Source organism: Rhizobium sp. Root1334 (genome assembly GCF_001426665.1).
In the GTDB taxonomy this organism is placed as follows: Bacteria; Pseudomonadota; Alphaproteobacteria; order Rhizobiales; family Rhizobiaceae; genus Pararhizobium.
Genome location: NZ_LMEY01000009.1, coordinates 83476 through 101231 on the forward strand (window position 1 = coordinate 83476; position 17756 = coordinate 101231).

13 protein-coding genes, 3 pseudogenes and 1 riboswitch are annotated in these 17756 nt (G+C 59.8%); of the genes and pseudogenes, 12 read left to right on the top strand and 4 right to left on the bottom strand.

Translation table 11 applies throughout. The annotated features are described in order from the left end of the window. Positions 1-2: 2 nt before the first annotated feature. The 4 genes from ASD36_RS13090 (at position 3) to ASD36_RS13105 (ending at position 4124) form a co-directional block, all read left to right on the top strand. On the top strand, positions 3-1070 hold the full coding sequence (locus ASD36_RS13090; protein WP_060509183.1) for a substrate-binding domain-containing protein: 1068 nt from the start codon (positions 3-5) through the stop codon (positions 1068-1070). Between the two features lie 114 nt (positions 1071-1184). Then, positions 1185-2162, top strand: a complete 978-nt coding sequence (locus ASD36_RS13095) for an ABC transporter permease (protein WP_060509184.1) — start codon at positions 1185-1187, stop codon at positions 2160-2162. Positions 2163-2176: 14 nt separating this feature from the next. Next, positions 2177-3376, top strand: a complete 1200-nt coding sequence (locus tag ASD36_RS13100) for an alanine racemase (protein ID WP_060509187.1) — start codon at positions 2177-2179, stop codon at positions 3374-3376. Positions 3377-3380: 4 nt separating this feature from the next. Then, the gene (locus ASD36_RS13105) at positions 3381-4124 is read left to right on the top strand and encodes an ATP-binding cassette domain-containing protein (RefSeq protein WP_060509189.1); all 744 of its coding nucleotides are present in this window, start codon (positions 3381-3383) and stop codon (positions 4122-4124) included. A 9-nt stretch (positions 4125-4133) separates the two neighbouring features. On the opposite strand, the gene ASD36_RS13110 is transcribed toward ASD36_RS13105, so the two are convergent. Beyond that, positions 4134-4820, bottom strand: a complete 687-nt coding sequence (locus ASD36_RS13110; protein WP_244489818.1) for a TetR/AcrR family transcriptional regulator — start codon at positions 4818-4820, stop codon at positions 4134-4136. 205 nt (positions 4821-5025) lie between these two features. Between ASD36_RS13110 and ASD36_RS13115 the strand changes: the two genes are divergently transcribed. The 8 genes and pseudogenes from ASD36_RS13115 to ASD36_RS30615 all read left to right on the top strand — a co-directional run. Next, positions 5026-6225 (top strand): multidrug effflux MFS transporter, encoded by a 1200-nt coding sequence (locus ASD36_RS13115; protein WP_060509192.1) that lies wholly within the window; start codon positions 5026-5028, stop codon positions 6223-6225. A 169-nt stretch (positions 6226-6394) separates the two neighbouring features. Continuing rightward, a riboswitch (cobalamin riboswitch) is annotated at positions 6395-6619 on the top strand. 263 nt (positions 6620-6882) lie between these two features. Then, complete coding sequence (gene nrdH, locus ASD36_RS13120; RefSeq protein WP_060509194.1) at positions 6883-7104, top strand: glutaredoxin-like protein NrdH; 222 nt, start codon at positions 6883-6885, stop codon at positions 7102-7104. Positions 7105-7121: 17 nt separating this feature from the next. Further along, positions 7122-7529, top strand: coding sequence for a class Ib ribonucleoside-diphosphate reductase assembly flavoprotein NrdI (nrdI, locus tag ASD36_RS13125; protein ID WP_060509196.1), 408 nt, complete (start codon positions 7122-7124; stop codon positions 7527-7529). After that, entirely contained in the window at positions 7508-9715 is a 2208-nt protein-coding gene (gene nrdE / locus ASD36_RS13130) for a class 1b ribonucleoside-diphosphate reductase subunit alpha (RefSeq protein ID WP_060509198.1), read from the top strand. Before nrdI ends, nrdE begins: the two co-directional genes overlap by 22 nt. A 175-nt stretch (positions 9716-9890) precedes the next feature. Further along, positions 9891-10865 carry a class 1b ribonucleoside-diphosphate reductase subunit beta gene (gene nrdF / locus ASD36_RS13135; RefSeq protein WP_060509201.1) on the top strand — a complete coding sequence of 325 codons (975 nt, stop codon included), beginning with the start codon at positions 9891-9893 and terminating at the stop codon, positions 10863-10865. Between the two features lie 671 nt (positions 10866-11536). Next, positions 11537-13297: a hypothetical protein gene (locus ASD36_RS13145; protein WP_060509205.1), complete on the top strand. Its 1761-nt coding sequence runs from the start codon at positions 11537-11539 to the stop codon at positions 13295-13297. A 190-nt stretch (positions 13298-13487) separates the two neighbouring features. Next, complete coding sequence (locus tag ASD36_RS13150; RefSeq protein WP_060509207.1) at positions 13488-16076, top strand: SH3 domain-containing protein; 2589 nt, start codon at positions 13488-13490, stop codon at positions 16074-16076. 223 nt (positions 16077-16299) lie between these two features. Beyond that, positions 16300-16460: pseudogene (locus ASD36_RS30615) on the top strand (oxidoreductase); the annotation flags it as partial. A gap of 56 nt (positions 16461-16516) precedes the next feature. Here ASD36_RS30615 and ASD36_RS13155 read toward each other — a convergent pair. The 3 genes and pseudogenes from ASD36_RS13155 to ASD36_RS13165 form a co-directional block, all read right to left on the bottom strand. Next, positions 16517-16813 (bottom strand): hypothetical protein, encoded by a 297-nt coding sequence (locus ASD36_RS13155; protein WP_060509209.1) that lies wholly within the window; start codon positions 16811-16813, stop codon positions 16517-16519. Continuing rightward, positions 16813-16950, bottom strand: a pseudogene (locus ASD36_RS13160) (transposase domain-containing protein); the annotation flags it as partial. The pseudogene ASD36_RS13160 and the gene ASD36_RS13155, both read right to left, overlap by 1 nt. A 66-nt stretch (positions 16951-17016) precedes the next feature. Next, a pseudogene (locus ASD36_RS13165) lies at positions 17017-17730 on the bottom strand (IS256 family transposase); the annotation flags it as partial. Between the last annotated feature and the right edge of the window lie 26 nt (positions 17731-17756).

The following is a 17756-nucleotide window of genomic DNA, read 5'->3' on the forward strand; positions in this document are numbered from 1 at the left end:
TAATGATGAACAAGCTGTCGATGATCCCGGCGGGGCTGGTTGCCGCGCTTCTGTCTGCCCACGCTTTTGCCGCCGATGGCGCGACCACCGGTCCGCACGGCGAAAAGCCGACACCGGCCTCCAGCTTCACGTTGACGCCGGATGAAGAGACGAAGATCAAGGACGGCAAGTTCACCGCCGCCCTCGTCTGGCACGAGATGAGCGAATATACCAACGCGGTCAACAGCGGCGCGCAGGATGAATTCAAGCGTCTCGGCGTCGAGGTTGTCGCCCAAACGGATGCGGGCTTCGATGCCGCGCGCCAGAAGGGCGATGTCGAGACGGTGCTTGCCAAGAATCCATCGATCATCCTGTCGCTGCCGGTCGATCCAGCAACGGCCGGGCCGATCTACGATCCGGCGCTGAAGGCTGGCGTCAAGCTTGCCTTCGTCGACAACTCGCCGCAGGGCTATGTGCAGGGCAAGGACTACGTCACGATCGTCTCCGACGACCTGTTCCAGATGGGTCACAAGGCAGGCGTCGCCATGGCCGAGGCGCTCGGGAAAAAGGGCAAGGTCGGCTATATCTTCCACGATGCTGATTTCTACGTGACCAACCAGCGCGACCAGGCCTTCAAGTCGACGATCGAGCAGGATTATCCCGACATGACGATCACGGCAGAGGCTGGAATGGCCGATCCGGCACGCGCAGAAGAGATTGCCCAGGCGATGCTGACGCAGTACCCTGATCTCGACGGTATTTACGTGACCTGGGCAGAACCGGCATTGAGCGTGCTTTCCACTTTGCGCGCCGCCGGAAACACCCATACCAAGATCGTCACGCTCGATCTCAACGAACCGGCGGCGCTTGACATGGTCAAGGGCGGCGCAGTTGCAGCGCTCGTTGCCGACGAGGCCTACAATATCGGCGTCACAGCTGCACGTGCTGCGGCCGGATCGCTTGTTGGCAAGCAGGCCGAACCGTTCCTGGTGGTGGATTCGCTTGCGGTCACCAAGGACACGGTCAAGGACGGCTGGAAGAAGTCGCTCAACAAGGATGTTCCGGCCACCATCGCCGAAGCCATCAAGTAAGACCAGCGCCCAGGCGCCGATTGAAGTCGTCGCACCGGCCGCCGAGAATGCATGCCAGTGCCCGGCGGGAGCCACAGGTTCCCGCCCATACCCCAGCTCTTCGGAGGAGCCGCTATGTCCAGCGCCCCAAGCAATGCCGCCAACCCGGCGATGAGCATGATCAGCCGCATCAATATCCAGCAATATGTCGTCTATGTCGGTTTTCTGGCGATCTTCCTGTTTTTCGCCGTCGTGCTGAAAGACAGCGGGTTCCTGACTGTGCGCAACCTATCCAACATCGTGCTGCAGACGGCGCCGATCACGATCATGGCGATCGGCATGGTCTTCGTGCTTTCGGCCGGTGAGATCGACCTGTCGATCGGTTCGACCGTGGCGGTCGCCGCTCTCTCTGCCGCCGTGACGATGAATGCCTATGGGATGATCGCCGGTATTGCGGCCGGGATCGGGGCAGGGGTCGCCATCGGGCTGGTGAACGGTCTTTTGGTCGCCTATGTCCGGCTGCCGTCGTTTCTGGTGACGCTGGCAACGCTGGGGCTGTTTGCCGGTGTCGCTCGCTCTCTCACCAACCTGCGCTCCATTCCTGTCACCGACAGCACGTTTACCGGCTTCTTCGGTTCCGGCTCGCTGCTCGGCATCCCTTCGCTGATCTGGTGGACCGTGATCGCCATCATCGCCGGGCACCTGATCTTCCGCGAAACCAAGTTCGGCGCGCATGTTCTGGCAACCGGCGATAATGCCCGCGCCGCCAGCGTCTCCGGCATTCCCGTGCCGCGCATCCGGCTTGCGGTGCTGGTCATCAGCGGCGCGCTCGCCGGCCTTGCCGGTCTGCTTTATGCCGGCCGTCTGCAGGCGGCAAAATATACACTGGGCGAAACGGACCTGATGACCGTGATCGCCGCCGTCATCGTCGGTGGCACGTTGCTCAACGGCGGCAAGGGTTCAATCATCGGCGCGCTGGTGGGTTCGCTGATGATGGGCATGCTCAACAACGGTCTGATCCTGATGGGGCTTTCCGTCTCCGACCAGATGATTGTCCGCGGTCTCATCATTCTTGCTGCCGTCGCCGTGTCGCTGCGCGAAAAGCTGCGCTGAAGAAAGGATATCTCATGTTTCTCGACGTTCTGCGCCGCCGTAACCCAAAATTCCTCGAAGCGGCCATCGCGCTCCACCGTCAGGGCAAGATCCCGGCCAATGCCTATGTGCTCGATCTCGATGCCGTCGAGGCCAATGCCCGGGTCTTGAAGACGGAGGCCGACCGGCTCGGTTTGAAGATCTTCGCCATGACCAAGCAGGTCGGCCGCGCCAGCTCCTTCTGCGCCGCCGTGGAGCGAGGCGGCATCGACCGGTCCGTTGCCGTCGACATGGCGTGCGCCCGCGCCACGCACCGGGCGGGCCTGCGCGTCGGCCATCTCGGCCATCTGCAGCAGGTGGCTCGCCATGAGGCCAAGGCCGCGGCCGCGACTTTCCTCCCGGATTACTGGACCGTGTTCAATGACGACAAGGCGCGCGAGGCCGCTGAAGGCGCCAAGGCAGCGGGCTATGTGCAGAACCTGCTTGCCCGCATTAAGGCCGAGGGTGATACGTTCTATCGTGGCCATGAGGGCGGTTTCGATGCTGCCGATGTCGCTGCCGTGGCCGACGCTTTCGATACGCTGGATGGCGGCCATTTTGCCGGGATCACCACGTTTCCGGCCCTGCTGTTCGATCACAAGAGCCACAAGGTCTTGCCGACGCACAATCTGGCAACGCTGACCAAGGCCGCCGAGGCGCTGGGGAAGGCCGGACGCACCGGCATTGAGGTCAATGCGCCGGGCACGACGTCTTCGGTTCTGCTGCAGGCGCTCGCCGATGCCGGCGCGACACAATGCGAGCCCGGCAACGGTCTGCATGGCACGACGGCGCTGCATGTGGTCGAAGATTTGCCGGAGCTTCCGGCCGTCTGCTATCTCACCGAGGTTTCGCACCTTTCCGGTGGCAAAGCCTATTGCTTCGGCGGCGGTTTCTACATCGACCCGATCTTCCCGGACTATGACGTCAAGGCGATCGTCTCCGACGAGCCAACTGTCGCGGCCTCGTCTCTGCGCAGCGTCGAGGTGCCGCCGCCTTCGGCGATCGACTATTACGCGATGATCGATGCGGCGGGGCCAAACGCGCCGAAGCCCGGCGATACCGCGGTCTTCGGTTTTCGCGGTCAGGCCTTTGTCACCCGCGCCTATGTCGTTGGCGTCTCGGGCATTTCCACAGGCATGCCGAAAGTCGAGAGCATCGAAAACGGCTTCGGCGACCCCCAATCCTGGCCGGTATAGGAGAATGACCATGAACACTCAGGCCCCTGTGCTGCAGCTCAAGGACATCCGCAAGAATTTCGACGCGGTTGTCGCCATCGAGAATTTTTCGCTCGATATCTATCCCGGCGAGATCGTCGCGCTGGTCGGCGATAACGGCGCTGGCAAATCGACGCTGATCAAGATCGTTTCCGGCGTCTACGGCCCGTCATCCGGTACGATCACCATCGAGGGTGAGACCGTCGCCATGTCCAGCGCCACCATGGCCCGGTCGCACGGGATCGAGGTGGTCTATCAGGATCTGGCGCTGGCCGATCAGCAGACGGTCTACATGAACATGTTTCTCGGCCGCGAACTGACCAACGGCATCGGTCTGCTCGACCGCAAGACGATGATTTCTGAGACGGAAAAGCTGGTGAAGGAACTGGATGTGCGCATTCCGTCGGCGCATGCGACGATCCGCGATCTCTCCGGCGGCCAGCGCCAGGGCGTGGCAATCGCTCGCGCCACCCGCTGGGCCAAAAAACTGATCCTGCTTGATGAGCCGACGGCAGCGCTCGGCGTTGCTGAAACCGCCAAGGTTGAGGAGATCGTGCAGTCGCTGAAATCTCGGAATATCGGCGTCTTGATCATCAGCCATAGCCTCGATCAGGTCTTCAAGCTTTCGGACCGTATTTGCGTGCTCCGCCGCGGCAAGCAGATCGGCATCCGCAGGACGTCGGAGACCAACAAGAACGAAATTGTCTCGATGATCACCGGCGTCAACTGACGCCGGAATTCATGCCGTCTTGACCGCCGGGGTGTTTGCCTGCGCTGGCGCGTAGGCCCGCAGGAATGTGCGCACGGCATTGCGGGCCGCACTGTCCAGTTCCTCGTCGGTTGGCGTGACCCCGAACAAGGTGCCCATCTGCAGGTCTGCGTTGACCAGCGCCAGGAACTGACGAGCCGCGACGTCGAAATCGTCGATCTCCAGCAGCCCCTTGTGCGACAGTCTGGCGAAAAGCGCCGCCAGCGCCGTGCCGATCTTGCCAGGGCCGTGCTGGCGCCAACTTTCAAACAGATGCGGATAACGCTCGCCCTCCGACTGGACGAGCTTGCGCAGGAATTTTCCGTCTTGATTGCAGATGCAGCTGCGGCTCAGCCGCACGGCAAAGCCGACGAGGTCATCTTCAAGATTGTCCGGCTTTTCGGGGAAGGTCGACAGGATGGTGAACAGCATGGCGTTTGCCCGGTCCATCACGTCCTCGACCACCGCGGTGAACAGATTATCCTTCTCCCGATAGTGATTGTAGACCGTCTGGCGCGACACGCAGGCTGCTGATGCAATCTCATCGATGCTCGCACCGGCAAATCCCTGGCGGCAAAACACCTCGGCGGCAGCTTCCAGTATGGACAGGCGCTTGGCGCATTGCCCGCGCTGGCTGTGGACGGACATCTTGGGAACGGGGTCATTCGGAGCTTTCATCAGTCCAAGATAATGCCTCTTGACGTTTTAGACAATGGTGTCTAATTTTACATGCGTGTCCAATTATATTGACATGAATTTCCAAGCGCGCGGATGTCCTCCCAAGCATTGCGTGCGGGCTTGAAACGTTTCCATTGAACCCCGTGAGGCAACGCGGCGCGAAACCGGTCAGGTTCCGTACCGCTGTTTTCTGAAAGACGATCCCATGACGTCCTCCTTCTTCCGGACTGCCCTCATCCTCGGCCTGCTATCAGCCATCGGTCCTTTCGCCATCGACATGTACCTGCCGGCGCTGCCGTCGATCGGACAGGATTTTGGCGCGGAAAACCACGTCGTGCAGCTCAGCCTGCTCGCCTTCTTCATTTCCTTTGCGCTGTCGCAGCTGGTCTATGGTCCCCTGTCCGACATGTGGGGCCGCAAGGCGCCGCTCTACATCGGCATCGGCATTTTTGCGCTCGCCAGCATCGGCTGCGCGCTGGCGAGCGATATCGAAACGCTGATCGCCTTCCGTTTCCTGCAGGGCATCGGCGGGGCCGCCGGCATGGTCATCCCGCGCGCCATTGTGCGCGACATGCATACCGGCGTGCAGGCCGCCCGGCTGATGTCGCTGTTGATGCTGGTTTTCAGCATCTCGCCAATCCTGGCGCCGCTGACCGGCAGTGCCGTCATCGAATTCTACGGCTGGCGTGGCGTGTTCTGGGCCGTGATGATCGCCGCCTTCATCGGCCTCATTCTCCTTGCGACGCAATTGCAGGAAACCCGCCTTAGGGAACATCGTGCCGAAAGCGGTTTGCGCAGCGCCATGGCGGCTTACGGCTTGCTGCTCAGGGACAAGAATTTCCTGACGCTGACCTTCATCGGCGGGCTCGGTATTTCCAGCTTCCTCGTCTATCTCGCCAACTCGCCCTTCGTGCTGATCGATTATTATGGGCTGACGCCGACGCAATACAGCTTCGCCTTCTCCATCAATGCCGTGTCGTTCTTCGCGGTATCGCAGGCGACCGGCTGGTTCGGCGAGCGTTTTGGGCTTGTCCGCGTCATGCGGATTGCCGTAACGGCCTTTGCACTGACCATGGCTGCGATGGCCATCGTCATGAGCCTTGGTTTCAACCAGCTTCCGGTCATGGCCGCGTTCCTGTTCGTCGGCTACGGCTTCCTCGGCCTGGTCATTCCGACCAGCGCGGTGCTGGCGCTGGAGGATCACGGCGAGATTGCCGGCACGGCATCGTCGCTGATGGGCACGCTGCATTTCGTCACGGCCGCCGTCGCCATGGTGATCGCATCGGTGTTCTTCGACGGTACCGCCGTCCCAATGGCCATGGGCATCGCGCTTTGCGCCGTTGGCGCGCTGCTGCTCACCCAGGCCACCATCGGCCGCCGCCGCGCGGTTGCCGCTGCCGAGTAAATCGGCATTCGCAATATCCTGGAATATCGAAGGCCCGGGGCGATGCTCCGGGCCTTTTGCAATTCCTGTGACCCGGTATTAACGCCCCATTATCCACAATGCCGGAAAAATTATGTGCCAGGAGGCATGTTTCCGAAGCCTACACATTGACGTTGTTCTCACGCCGTATACTATATCTAGTGTTCAAGGTTCCTCTGACTCGCAAGATTCGGAGGCTAAGAGGGAATGCGGTGCGTTCAGCCATTTTGGCCGGGCAAAACCGGAGCTGCCCCCGCAACTGTAAGCGGCAAGTACCTGTTTCATTTCAAGTCACTGAAGGCATCGATCTTCGGGAAGACGGAACAGGCGCCACGACCCGCAAGCCAGGAGACCTGCCTTAAACAAAACGTCCACGGGCGGGGTGTCCGGAAGGTTGCGTGATGTGCAGCGGAATGACTCCGCTTTGTGTTGCGTTCTTCCGATGTCCGCCAAAAAAGGCTTCGGGGTGAAGGCATGTCAGTCAATCGAATTCGCAGACCACGAGATGCGGGATCGCGATCGGCGGTACACGCCTAGCCTGATCGCCAGCTCGCAATGAAAACCACACGATCGGATCCGCGTGCAGCGGCTCGGAGCCCTTTCGTGCGCCTAGCAACACGACAGATCACGAGGAAAATCATGAACATTACCGTTTACAGCAAGCCTTCCTGCGTCCAGTGCACCGCGACCTACCGTGCGCTCGATCGCGAAGGCATCGACTATCAGATCATCGACATCTCCAAGGACGAGGACGCCTTCGCAAAGGTGATCGGTCTCGGATACCAGCAGGTTCCGGTCGTGATTGCCGGCCAAGACCATTGGGCCGGATTCCGGCCGGACAAGATCAGCGCGCTTTCTTGAGTACGGTCTGACGAACGATGGGGCTGATCGTCTATTATTCCAGCCTGTCGGAAAACACCCATCGTTTCGTCGCCAAGCTCGGTTTGAAATCAGCCCGTATTCCCGTCAGCAGTGGCGCGGAAACGCCCGATGTGCGCGAGCCTTTCGTCCTCATCCTGCCGACCTATTGCGGCGATGACGGCCGGGGCGCCGTTCCCAAACAGGTGATCCGCTTCCTCAACGATGCGGTCAACCGATCCTTCATCCGGGGCGTGATCGCTGCCGGTAACAGCAATTTCGGCGAGACGTTCGGTCTCGCGGGTGACGTGATCTCACGCAGATGCGAAGTGCCGTATCTCTACAGATTCGAGCTTCTGGGCACCGATGAGGACGTCGCCAACGTTAGAAACGGATTGGAACGATTTTGGACGTCTCAGAGACTTTGACGCGGAATGCGGGCGCAAAACCGCTCAACAGTTTTCCTCCTTCCGCCGGTGAACGCCCTTTGAAGGCGACGGAAACGGCAGTCGACTATCACGCGCTGAACGCGATGCTGAACCTCTATGACGACGAGGGGAAGATCCAGCTCGACAAGGACCGGCTGGCCGCGAAGCAGTATTTCCTCCAGCACGTCAACCAGAACACCGTGTTCTTCCATAATCTCCGCGAGAAGCTCGATTATCTGGTAACGGAAGGCTACTACGAGCGCGAAGTCCTCGATCAGTATTCGTTCAATTTCGTGCGGGACCTCTACGATCACGCCTACGCGAAGAAATTCCGCTTCCCGACCTTTCTCGGCGCGTTCAAGTATTACACCAGCTACACGCTCAAAACCTTTGACGGAAAACGCTATCTCGAGCGTTACGAGGACCGCATCTGCATGGTGGCGCTGACGCTGGCGCAGGGCAATGAGGCGACTGCCCGCGACATGGTCGACGAGATCATTTCCGGCCGGTTCCAGCCGGCGACACCGACCTTCCTCAATGCCGGCAAGAAGCAGCGCGGCGAGCTCGTCTCGTGCTTCCTGCTGCGCGTCGAAGACAATATGGAGAGCATCGCGCGCGGCATCAACTCGGCGCTGCAGCTGTCGAAGCGTGGCGGCGGCGTTGCCCTGTCGCTCACCAATATCCGCGAGGCCGGCGCCCCGATCAAGCAGATCGAGAACCAGTCCTCCGGCATCATTCCCGTGATGAAGCTTCTGGAAGACAGTTTCTCCTATGCCAACCAGCTGGGCGCACGCCAGGGGGCAGGGGCTGTCTATCTGAATGCGCATCACCCCGACATCATGCGCTTCCTCGATACCAAGCGCGAAAACGCCGACGAGAAAATCCGTATCAAGACGCTGTCGCTCGGCGTTGTCGTGCCGGATATCACCTTCGAACTGGCGAAGAACAACGAGGATATGTACCTGTTTTCACCCTATGACGTCGAGCGCGTCTATGGTGTACCGTTCACCGAAATCTCGGTAACGGAAAAATACCGCGAAATGGCGGATGACGCCCGCATCTCCAAGAAGAAGATCAAGGCGCGTGAGTTCTTCCAGGTGCTGGCCGAAATCCAGTTCGAGAGCGGCTACCCCTACATCATGTTCGAAGACACGGTGAACAAGGCGAACCCGATCGCCGGCCGCATCACCATGAGCAATCTCTGCTCGGAGATCCTGCAGGTGAGCGAAGCCAGCGAATACAATGACGACCTCTCCTACAAGGCCATGGGTAAGGACATTTCCTGCAATCTCGGCTCGCTGAACATTGCAGCTGCGATGGATAGCTCCGATTTCGGCAAGACCATCGAGACCTCGATCCGGGCGCTGACCGCCGTCTCCGACATGAGCCACATCTCCTCGGTTCCATCGATCGAGAAGGGCAATGACGATAGCCACGCCATCGGTCTTGGCCAGATGAACCTGCACGGCTATCTCGCCCGCGAGCGCGTCCACTACGGTTCGGACGAAGGCGTCGATTTTACCAATATGTATTTTTACACGGTGACGTACCATGCCATCCGGGCATCGAACCGGATTGCCGTCGAGCGTGGATCGAGCTTTAAGGGCTTTGAGAACTCGAAATATGCCTCCGGTGACTATTTCGACAAGTACACCGAACAGGAATGGGCACCGGCGACCGAGCGTGTGGCCGAACTGTTCGAGACCGCCGGCATCCACATCCCGACGCAGGAGGACTGGCTTGCGCTAAAAGCGGCCGTTATGTCGACAGGGCTCTACAACCAGAACCTCCAGGCCGTGCCGCCGACGGGATCGATCTCCTATATCAACCACTCGACGTCCTCGATCCATCCGATCGTCTCGAAGATCGAGATCCGCAAGGAAGGCAAGATCGGCCGCGTCTATTATCCGGCGCCGTACCTCACCAACGACAATCTCGACTATTACCAGGACGCCTATGAGATCGGGCCTGAGAAGATCATCGACACCTATGCGGCGGCAACCCAACATGTCGATCAGGGCCTGTCTCTGACCCTGTTCTTCCGCGATACCGCGACGACACGCGATATCAACAAAGCGCAGATCTATGCCTGGAAGAAGGGCATCAAGACGATCTACTACATCCGCCTTCGCCAGATGGCGCTTTCCGGCACCGAGGTGCAGGGCTGCGTGTCGTGTACGCTTTGATTTGAGGCGTCTCAGCCACGCTTGAGTCCGGAGCCCCCTCATCCGCCTGCCGGCACCTTCTCCCCGATGGGGAGAAGGGACAAGCGGCTGGCGCGAGGTTCTCCTCTCCCCACGGGGAGAGGGCTGGGTGAGGGGGCCGGGCGCTCAGTAAGATTTTATCGAGGAAAGACATCCCATGAACATCGCCATCAAGCCCGTCTCGCGCGTGCGCGCCATCAACTGGAACCGCATCGAGGACGATAAGGATCTTGAAGTCTGGAACAGGCTGACCGGAAATTTCTGGCTGCCGGAAAAGGTGCCGCTTTCCAACGACATCCCGTCCTGGGCAACTCTGCGGCCGGAAGAGCAGCAGCTGACGATCCGCGTCTTCACCGGGCTGACGCTGCTCGATACCATCCAGACCAGCATCGGTGCGCCGAAACTGATGGAGGATGCGATCACGCAGCATGAGGAGGCCGTCTATTCCAACATCTCCTTTATGGAAGCGGTGCATGCGCGCTCTTATTCCTCGATCTTTTCGACGCTCTGCCTGACCCCGGATGTCGATGATGCCTATCGCTGGTCGGAGGAAAACGAGCATCTGCAGCGCAAATCGGCGCTTATCCTCGAGCAATACCGCAATCCCGATCCGCTGAAGCGCAAGGTCGCCAGCGTCTTTCTCGAAAGCTTCCTGTTCTATTCCGGCTTTTACCTACCGATGTTCTGGTCGAGCCGGGCAAAGCTCACCAACACCGCCGACATGATCCGCCTGATCATCCGCGACGAAGCTGTGCACGGCTATTATATCGGCTACAAGTTTCAGAAGGGGCTGGAGCGGCTGAGTGCTGAAAGGCAGCAGGAGATCAAGGATTTTGCCTACGAACTTCTGTTCGAGCTTTATGATAATGAGGCCAAATATACCGAAACGCTCTATGACGGGGTCGGGCTGACTGAGGACGTCAAGAAGTTCCTGCATTACAACGCCAACAAGGCGCTGATGAATCTTGGCTACGAGGCGCTGTTTCCGGCCGAAGCCTGCAAGGTCAATCCCGCGATCCTCTCGGCGCTCTCGCCGAATGCCGACGAGAACCATGACTTCTTCTCCGGCTCCGGTTCGTCCTATGTCATCGGCAAGGCCGTTGCGACGGAGGATGACGACTGGGATTTCTAGACGGTTTCCCTTCGGCAGTTGGCTCACCGGGCACAAGCGGCGCACTTTCACGTGCGTGATGTCGTCTGCAAGGCAATTGTAACCGTAACGTACTCCCGCCCGACCGGAAAAAGCGCATAGGTATCTGGGTAACCGTTAGAGGCCTGCCTTAAACGGAGCGGTAAACTGACAGGCATGCATCCTCGGCCAAACCAGGTACCAGATTGATGTCGACAGACACGGCGCAGAAGGGTTTGTGGAAGCTGATGCTGAGGTTACCCGCCCTGCGCGGGCAGCTTCAGATTCTCAGTGTGCGGAATACGAGTTTGCTCAGTCTTTGCGACGCTTTCCAGGATGCAAGCTCCACTCTCGATTCCTTGAGAAAGGGTCCGGACGCGGATAGTGCGATCATTCGCGAGTATGAGATACTGTGTAGCGAAATCGAGAGCGAAGTGATCGAGATCTGTCTGAGCGAACAGACAAAACCACGCTGAGATACTGGCACATTCTTTTGTTTAGCCTGTATTTTGCGCCTGCTCCAAAGCAGGACGCCAGTGTGCCAAATTATCACTTTTGAAACAGTCAACGGAATTTTTAGCGTTTTAGGTCGCGGTACTTCAGCAAAGGGCGGTTGACTGGCATGCGGATTTTGTGCGGTACTGTGACCTCAGGTTGAAAACTTGGGGGCAGGCATGAGCGGCGAGCGTAAAATCGATCGATCATTCTGCGAACATATCGACTTGGCAGAGGCGCAGGCCGAAATTGACCGTCTGCTCGCGGATTCCCGCTTTCAATCTCCGGAACGCAACCGGAATTTTCTGCGTTTCATTGCATCGGAGTATTTCGAAGGCAGGGCCGAGGCGATCAAGGCCTACACGATCGCCGTCGATGTGTTCGGTCGTCCAGCCGATTTCGATGCGTCGGTTGATCCGATCGTGCGCATCGAAGCGACCAGGCTGCGCGCCGCGCTGACGCAATATTATGAGGTTCACGGAAGCGACACCGGCATCCGCGTTGATCTTCCGCGGGGCCGGTACGTTCCTGTCTTCTCCCGCATGGCGCCAAACGACATGACCAGCCCCGTGGCAGAAACCGCTGCGCCGGATTTATCTCATCATACACCAAGCTTGGAAGAGAGGTCGAACCGGCGGTTTTGGAGCGCCCATACCGGGCTCGCTCTGACCTGGCTGCTGGTCGGTATTGGCATTGCCGCCTATGCTCTGACGATAGGACTTGATGCCTGGAACAAAAATTCCTTGAGGCAGAAGCCGTTGATTTCCATAGTGTTGGACGGCGACGAAGATATGCCACAGCGGGAAGTTGGCAAGTTCCGGGATTATCTCACGGTGGCAATCTCGCAGTTCCAGACTGTCCGGCTTGCATCTCCCGGCGCTGCGGTGGTTGCTGCTTCACTGGGCGAATGGTCTCCCCCAAAACTGGTCTCGGCCATGCGGGGCCAGCGGGTGGCTGATGATTACCATATTACGCTCAAGTACCAGGGGAAGGGCAGCCAAAGCTCCATCTGGTGGCAAGTTGCGGCTGCGTCCAGCGGAGAGATTTTGTTGTCGGGTATCGAGAAGCCGCTCCGGCCGGGGTCGCCCGTCTTTTCTTCAAGTGAGAACTTGGCGAACCGGCTGGCGCGGACGCTTGTGGGAACCCGTGGCGTCATCAACACCATTGAAACACAGCATGAATTCGATGCACCCTCGCTTGGTAACGGCTGCACCTTGAGAGCGATCGCGGCAGGCGACCGTGGAAACGAGGCAGGAATTGCGGATGCCCGCAGCTGCCTTGAACGGACATTGGCTATTGTGCCCAACGATGCTGCAGCCAAGGCGGAACTGGCAATTGTCCTGCTTGCACAGGACCCGGTAGAGGCGCCGACCGATCTCTCCGCCCGGGCCTCTAAGCTGTCCGGCGATGCGGTGAAGCTCTCGCCCTTTTCCGGCCGCAGCAAATACGCGCTGATGATGAGCCAGTTCCGGGCCGGCCAGACGGAGGCCGCAATTGAGACGGGATATGCAGCGCTTGCCCTCAATCCCAACAATAGCGATATCACCGCACGGCTGGGGCTCTATCTCTTTACCGCGGGGCGTTGGGAAGACGGCGCCGGCCTTGCCGTGCAATCCGCCCAGATGGACCAGAATGCCGCACCGGACAGCCTGCTCACCCGCGCACTGAATGCTTACCGCCTGGGGCGCTTCGATGATGCGCTGACCCTCTCACGGCAGTTGAATGTAGCGGATGACTATGTCGTTTACGCAGTCCAGGCTGCTACAGCCGGCCAATTGGGCAGGGCCGAAGACGCGCGATTGGCGTTAGCCAGCCTCGGCGCCGGCCGCGCCGATTTCGGCGGCGCATTTCGTAAGAGTATGAATGCCCGGCATTTCACGGCCGGACTGACCGATCTTCTCGAGATCGGCGTGCTGAAGGCGCAGGCACTGAATTCCTGAAACCAGCCGCCGTGCCGGGTCTGCTTTCGCCCATGCCCGGACCGCACCGGTTCGGTGTTTTCCCGATATCGTAAAAGTAACTGTAACGTACTTGTATCAGCGCGCCATCGTGCAAGGCTTCCAAGCATGTTTCGCCGCGAGCCTAGCGGGAACGTGACGGCACATCATGCCCATGACAAGGATGAGAACGATGGTCAGATTTGGTTTTGTGCTCATGACCGCCGCATTGACGGCTAGCTCCGCTTTGGCGGGACCTGCAGTCACGACGGCGAATGTGAATTTCCGTTCAGGCCCTGGCACGGGGTTCGATAGCCTCGGCCAGCTTGTCGAGGGCACCACCGTTGATCTGGGCGAGTGCGACGACAGCGGCGCGTGGTGTGCGGTTTCGCTCAAGGGCGAACAGGGCTTCGTCAGCGGCAAATATCTCAACCAGGCCGACGCGACGACGGACCGCCCGGGCTGGCCGCGGATCTACACCACGGACGGCGGCGCCGAGATCACGCTCTATCAACCGCAGATCACCGATTGGAGGGATTTCACCACGCTCTCGGCGCTGATCGCCACCGAATACAAGCCAACCAAGGATGCAAAGCCGATCTTCGGCGTCATCGGCGTCAGCGCAGACACGGTATCCGATGCGGAGGCCGGCACCGTCATCCTCAGTAATATCAAGGCCACGGAGATCAATTTTTCAGCACTCGACCGGAGCCAGATTTCCGATCTGTCGCTGGAAGTCGGCAAGCTGATGCCGACAGGCAATCTGACCTATCCCGAGGAGCGCCTGACAGCCAGTCTTGCCGATTACAAGCGTATGGACGACGTTCAAGGCTTGAAATCGGACCCGCCGCCGATCTTCATCAGCGAGACACCGGCTATTTTGCTGCAGATGGACGGCAAGCCCGTGCTTGCTCCAGTCAAGGGCTCGGCGGGGCTCTCTTTCGCGGTTAATACCAATTGGGATCTGTTTCAGGCCGATGCGGACAAGAGCTATTATCTGCGTGATGACAAGACCTGGCTGACCTCCAAGGATCTGGCCGCTGGATGGCAGGTCGCGGCAACCCTTCCGAACGCATTGACGAACCTGCCCGATGACGACAACTGGAAAGCTGCCCGCACGGCCATTCCGCTGACGGCGGTGGAAGGTTACAAACTGCCCAAGGTCGTCTATTCGGAAACACCGGCCGAACTGATCCAGTTCGAAGGCGAGCCGAAGCTGGAACCCGTCAAAGGCACTGCGCTGAAATGGGCGTCGAATTCCGCCAGCGACGTGTTTTATGACGAAAAGGGCAAGCAATGGTATGTGCTTCTGTCCGGCCGCTGGTTCTCTGCGGCTTCGCTCGACGGCCCCTGGACGTTTGCAACGCCGAACCTGCCGGCGGATTTCCAGAACATTCCGGATGATGCGCCCTATTATGCGGTGCGGGCATCGGTACCGGGCACTTCGGAAAATGCCGAGGCGCGGCTGAAGGCCAGCATCCCACAAACCGCCCGTGTCTCCACCGACGGATCGGTGAAGGTCGATGTTTCCTACAGCGGGGAGCCGAAATTCGAACCGATCGACGGTACCTCGCTCTCCTATGCGGTGAATACCAATGAGCAGGTCATCAAGGTTGGCGACACGTATTTCGTCCTGAAGGATGGTGTCTGGTTCGAAGGCCCAACCCCCACTGGCCCGTTTGCCGTCGCCAAGGCTGTACCGGACGAAATCTACAAAATCCCACCTTCCTCGCCGGTCTACAACGCCACCTATGTGCGCGTTTACCAGTCGGAACCGGATGCGGTCTGGTACGGATATACCATGGGCTATCTCGGCGCCTATCTGGCCTGGGATACGTTTGTTTATGGCACCGGTTGGGCCTATGACGACTATTGGGATTACGGCTGGGCCGGCGGCGGCTATATGCCCTATTATCCGCGCCCGGTGAGCTATGGCGTCGGCGCCTTCTACAACCCAGCTTTTGGAACCTTCGGCCGCTACGGCTATGCCTATGGTCCCTATCGCGGCATTGCAGGCGGAGCGGCCTATAATCCCCGTACCGGCACCTACATTCGCGGCGGGGCCATTTCAGGCCCGGCGGGAGAGCGTGGCTTTATCGCGGCTTATAATCCGCGCACCGGAAACGGCGTGATGGCGCGCGGCGGCCACAATGTCTATGGCTCTTGGGGATCTGCCAATGTCAAGCATGGCTCCGATTTTGCTCATATCGCCGGTGGGACCAACGCCGGAGGCGGTAACGTTCACTGGCGCAACTCCGACGGTAATCATGGCTTTGTCGCCGGCGGCAAGGGCGGCGATATCTATGCCGGACGCGATGGCAACGTTTACCGCCGCGACAATGGCCAATGGCAGAAGCACACGCCAGATGGCTGGAACCCGGTGCAGAAGCCATCGACCGACAATCTGAAGCAGCATGGCGAGAATTTCGCCGCCAAGCATCCGGATGCCGCCCAGAAAATCGGCCAGAACCGCGATGCGGTGAAGCCGGTCCAGCGGCACACCAACCGCGTCCGGCCGGCGGCGCCGGACAATCTCGGCCTTGACCGTGCCGGCCGTCAGATCGGCAACCAGCGTGCCTTCCAGCAAGACATGATCCGCCGCCCATCACGGGGTGGTTTCGATGGCGGCGATTTCCAGCGCGGCGGCGGTTTTGGCGGCGGTGGCTTCGGCGGTGGCGGCTTCCATGGCGGTGGTGATTTTGGTGGTGGCGGTTTCCACGGGGGCGGGGGCTTTCATGGGGGTGGCGGCTTCCATGGAGGTGGCGGCTTCCGCCGCCGCTGACCGTCTGGTTCATCCACCGTCCGGAGCATCCGCCTTCGGACGGTGCTTGCCTTCAACCCGGCGCGGTCGCCGAACGAGACTGGCCAATCCTGTTCCGAACGCTGTTGCCCATGTCGCAGAAGCATGACGATCGAGGATGCGAGATGGCAGGCAGCCTTGGACCTTATGTCCGATGTTGAAAGCGCGGGCGGAAAAAGCGATTGTGGTTCAGGGCGATGTCCCCGCCAGCGGCATTCCTGGCCGTGTCGCAACCTCCGAGATGAGCGACGCGCATGACGAGCGTGTCATGGACTTCAATGCCCGTTCCGTGTTGGCCGCGACCCGCTCGGCCCCTCCCGGCTGAAGAAAAAGGGCGGTTTCATCATCAGCACGACCTCGAAAGCCGAATGCCTCGTCTTAAATACAGGGCCTTGGCCTCGATAATGGTAACCGCCCGATTGCTACCGCGGAGATTTTGCTTTGATGCGAGCAACGAGTTGTTCGTCGTCCACGAAACTGTCGAGGAAGTCGTTCCATTCGTCGGGTGACCGGCGCGCGTGGGAGAGCATCTGCTCGAGTTCTTCCATGCCATCGTCTGTGAGCGCGGTGACGGATCCGTCGTCCCCAGTGTAGACGGTAATGATGTTGCCGTAGCTCAGATTATCGTCGTTGGAGACGATTGCCTGCAGAAGCTCTGGATCCTCTTCGAGAACCTGCGCGACAAATTTGATTGTGCGGACGTAGGTAATTGTTGCCATCAGGCTGCCTCGGCGGTGATTGTGGCGATCGGCGACCAGTTCCAGGGAAGCAATTCGTCTAACCGATTGATCTTGTGATCGTGAATGCGGTCGAACACGTCGGCCAAGTAAGCCTGCGGATCGAGACCATTCATCTGATCGTGTCCCAGGGGGTGGTGTAGCTTCGGCGTTCGCCGTGCTCTCCGGTCGAGGCCGGGAGTGGATCAACTCGCCGCAGCGGGCAGGCTGATGAGCGGATCATCGCTCATTGCGGCCACAGTCTCAAGTGTCATGTAGCGGGACCTCTGGACGGCCCACTCATCGTTGTGTTCTAGCAGGAGCGCGCCCACGAGCCGGACGATGGCATCGTCGTTGGGAAAGATGCCGACGACGTCGGTTCGTTTCTTGATCTCGCCGTTGAGGCGTTCGATTGGGTTTGTCGAGTGGAGCTTGGTCCAGTGCTGCTTGGGAAAGGTCATGTAAGCCAGCACGTCCTGTTCGGCGCTGTCCATGAGGGTGGCGAGCTTCGGCACCTTCGGCCTGAGCTGGTCGGCGACGCTGCGCCACTGGGTGCTTGCGGCCTCTGGCGTGTCCTGCGCGAAGGCGGTGGCGATAAAGGCCGACACGACGCGTCGCCCGCTCTTTCCGGCATGAGCCAATGCATTGCGCATGAAGTGGACCCGGCAACGCTGCCATGTGGCCGACAAGACCTTGGAGACGGCCGCCTTGATGCCTTCATGAGCATCGGAGACGACGAGCTTGACGCCGCTGAGGCCTCGACGGGTCAGCTTGCGCAGGAACTCCGTCCATATCGGCTCGGCCTCTGATGTGCCGATCTCCATGCCCAGCACCTCGCGCCGGCCGTCGGTGTTGACGCCGACGGCGATGATGATGGCAACGGAAACGATGCGGCCGCCACGCCGGACCTTCAGATAGGTGGGATGAGTAGGCGATGCGCGCCTTA